Source organism: Roseiarcus sp., assembly GCF_052145395.1.
In the GTDB taxonomy this organism is placed as follows: Bacteria; Pseudomonadota; Alphaproteobacteria; order Rhizobiales; family Beijerinckiaceae; genus Roseiarcus.
In genome coordinates this window covers 1-2,686 of the sequence record NZ_JBKQOT010000834.1, presented here as the reverse complement: position 1 = coordinate 2,686, position 2,686 = coordinate 1, and the positions used below count along the sequence as shown (strand labels likewise).

Annotated in this window: 2 protein-coding genes and 1 pseudogene; 2 read left to right on the top strand and 1 reads right to left on the bottom strand. The window is 67.1% G+C overall.

All coding sequences use genetic code 11. The annotated features are described in order from the left end of the window. Positions 1-183, bottom strand: a pseudogene (locus ACLP25_RS29080) (trans-aconitate 2-methyltransferase); the annotation flags it as partial. A 330-nt stretch (positions 184-513) separates the two neighbouring features. Here ACLP25_RS29080 and ACLP25_RS29075 point away from each other — a divergent pair. Both ACLP25_RS29075 and ACLP25_RS29070 read left to right on the top strand, forming a co-directional pair. Next, complete coding sequence (locus ACLP25_RS29075; RefSeq protein WP_442472573.1) at positions 514-2,133, top strand: carboxylesterase/lipase family protein; 1,620 nt, start codon at positions 514-516, stop codon at positions 2,131-2,133. 45 nt (positions 2,134-2,178) lie between these two features. After that, positions 2,179-2,433, top strand: a complete 255-nt coding sequence (locus tag ACLP25_RS29070; protein WP_442472574.1) for an AI-2E family transporter — start codon at positions 2,179-2,181, stop codon at positions 2,431-2,433. Positions 2,434-2,686 lie beyond the last annotated feature (253 nt).

The following is a 2,686-nucleotide window of genomic DNA, read 5'->3' as shown; positions in this document are numbered from 1 at the left end:
GACCAGCAGTTCGGCGCTGTTTCCCGGTCCGCAGCCGAGATCGACGACGACGCGCGCCGAGCCGAGCGGAACGCGGCGCAGGAGATCGCGCGCCGCCAGCGTGCGCTCGTTTTCGAACTTGCTGTAGAGGCCCGGATCCCAGTCGCCCGCGGGCCCGGGCGGGACAGAGGCAAGACCGCTCATGGGAGCCCTTTCGAACGTTCCGTGCGCAACACGGGTCTGAATCCGAAGCGATAGTCTATTTAGTCGACAAATAAAATCAATGTAGGCGGTCCGTCCGCTTCAGCGAAACGGGGAAAGCGGGGCCACTTGCTTCGAACACCCCTTTTTCTGTCTGTCCAGCGCCAAGCGGACGCGGCGCCGACGCAAATCCATGCCAAGCCGAGCCTCATCCATGCCAGTTTTTTGCAAGAGCAGTCCATTGCGTTTTGAGCCTTTCGAGGGCTTGGAAGCCCACAATTCGGTCCCAAAGCAGTGCTCGCTTGGCGCGGACGCGGATCGAGGAGGAAACCGATGGCGCAGACTTTCCTGACGTCGATGGCGCCTGGCCGGCGCGCCGCCTTTGCCGGCGCCGCGATCCTCGCGATCGGATGCTGTTGCGGCGCCGCATTGGCCGCGTCCGTCGACACTCAGGTTCAAACCGCGGAGGGAACGCTCGCGGGGTCCTGGCAGCCGGGCTACCGGCTCTTTGAAGGCATTCCCTATGCAGAGCCGCCGGTCGGGGCGCTCAGGTGGCGGCCGCCGCAGAGCCCGCATCCCTGGAGCGGCGTGCGCCCCGCCACTGAGCCGGGCGCCGAGTGCGTGCAGCAGGCGATCTTCTGGCGCCCCGGATCGCCGGCGAGCTGGCATGAGGATTGTCTTTATCTCAATGTCTATACGCCCGCCGCCGAGGCCGGGGCAAAGCGGCCGGTGCTGGTCTGGTTTCATGGCGGCGGCTGGGTCAACGGCGCGGGCACGGACGTGCAGCCGGCCTGGCTGACCGCGGAAGGCAATGTCGTGGTGACGGTGAACTATCGGCTCGGCGCGCTCGGCTACCTCGCCCTCCCGGCGCTCGACACGGAATCGGCCGACAAGCAGTCGAGCGGGCAGTACGGCGATCTCGACAAGGTCGAGGCCTTGCGGTGGGTCAAGCGCAACATCGCGGCGTTCGGCGGCGATCCGGAGCGTGTGACGATCGCCGGACAATCGGCGGGGGCGGGGTCGGTGTGCTGGCTGATGGCCTCGCCGGCCGCCAAGGGCCTGTTCGAGCGGGCGGTGATCCAGAGCATCGGCAATTGCGTCAATATCGACCATAGCCAGGCGACCGAGCGCGGCCAGCGCTTCGCAAAGGCGCTCGGCTGCGGCGATGCGACCGACGCAGCGGCGTGCCTGCGCGGCAAGTCGGCGGCGGAGATCATCGATGCGCAAGTGGCGACCGCGCTTCCCTGGCGCCCGGTGCAAGGCGGTGCCGCTCAGCCGACGTTGGCGCCGGCCGCCTTCGCCGCCGGCGATTTCAACCGCGTGCCGGTCATGATCGGCAACACCCGGCATGAGACTCGCGCCTTCGTTTACGAAGGCAATGACCTTGTGAAACAGCCGGTGACGGCGGCGGCCTTCGAGGCGGCGGTGCGCAAGGCGCAAGGACCCAACGCCGACCGGGTTCTAGCGCAATACCCGCTCAGCGCCGAACCGGCGCCCGGGGCCGCGCTCGCCGCGGTCGAGACCGACTCCGGGTTCGCCTGCAACGCCGTCCCGGTCGTCGCCGCGCTGGCGAAATGGACGCCGACCTACGCTTACGAGTTCCGCGACGAGACGTCGCCGCCGCGCCCCTATATGAACGTGCCGTCCTCATTCCCGATCGGCGCCGATCACACCTCGGACGTGCCCTACGTCTGGCAAAGCGAGACGACCGTGCCCCTGACGCCGACCCAGATGGGGCTGGCGAGGATCATGCTCGGATATTGGTCGAACTTTGCCGCCAGCGGCGATCCGAACGGCGCCGCGTTGCCCGACTGGCCGCGTTACGGCGCCGAGGCGCCCCGCCGGATCGCCTTCCTGACAGGCGGTCGGACCGAAGAGATCAGCGCCGACGCTTATGCCGTGGAGCATCATTGCGCGCTGTGGGACGCGCTGGCGGCGGGGAAGGGGCTTTAGCGGGGGCCTGGCGGAAGGAGGCGGGAGGGCCACAAACCAGGCTCTATTCTGATCCATCAGGCCGAGGGCAATCTGATCATGCCGCTGATCCAAAAGCGAATGATCTCGATCCCGCCGGCCCTCATGCTGCTTGGCATCGCCGGGATCGGCGCGTTGGCGGGCCTTTTGGGATTCGTGCTTGCGGCGCCGATCGTGGTCGCGATATTCGTGATCGTACAGAAGGCTTATGTTCGCGACACCCTGAAGGAGGATGTCACGCTCCCCGAGGGAGAAGCGAACCAGTCTATCGACAGCCCGTGAGAGCGGCGCCGTCGAAGACCTCGAGGGCCCAGCTCCGGAAACCGAGCGAAGTCGCTGATCCTGGACGGCTCGGCCTCCCCGTCACCGGAGACGATTCGAGAAACACCGGTTTTCCCGCGACGGCCTGCCGCTTCGCGAGCGCTCAGCGGCCGGAAACCGTCAGGCGCCGCGCGATCGCCTTCATCTGGTCCGCTCCGTCCTTTCGGCCGGTTTCGCGATAGATCTCGGCCATCATCTCGTAGATCGCCGCTCG

Excerpts from the sequence above, each read along its gene's own strand:
- ACLP25_RS29075 (WP_442472573.1), top strand. The coding sequence starts at position 514 with ATGGCGCAGACTTTCCTGACGTCGATGGCGCCTGGCCGGCGCGCCGCC.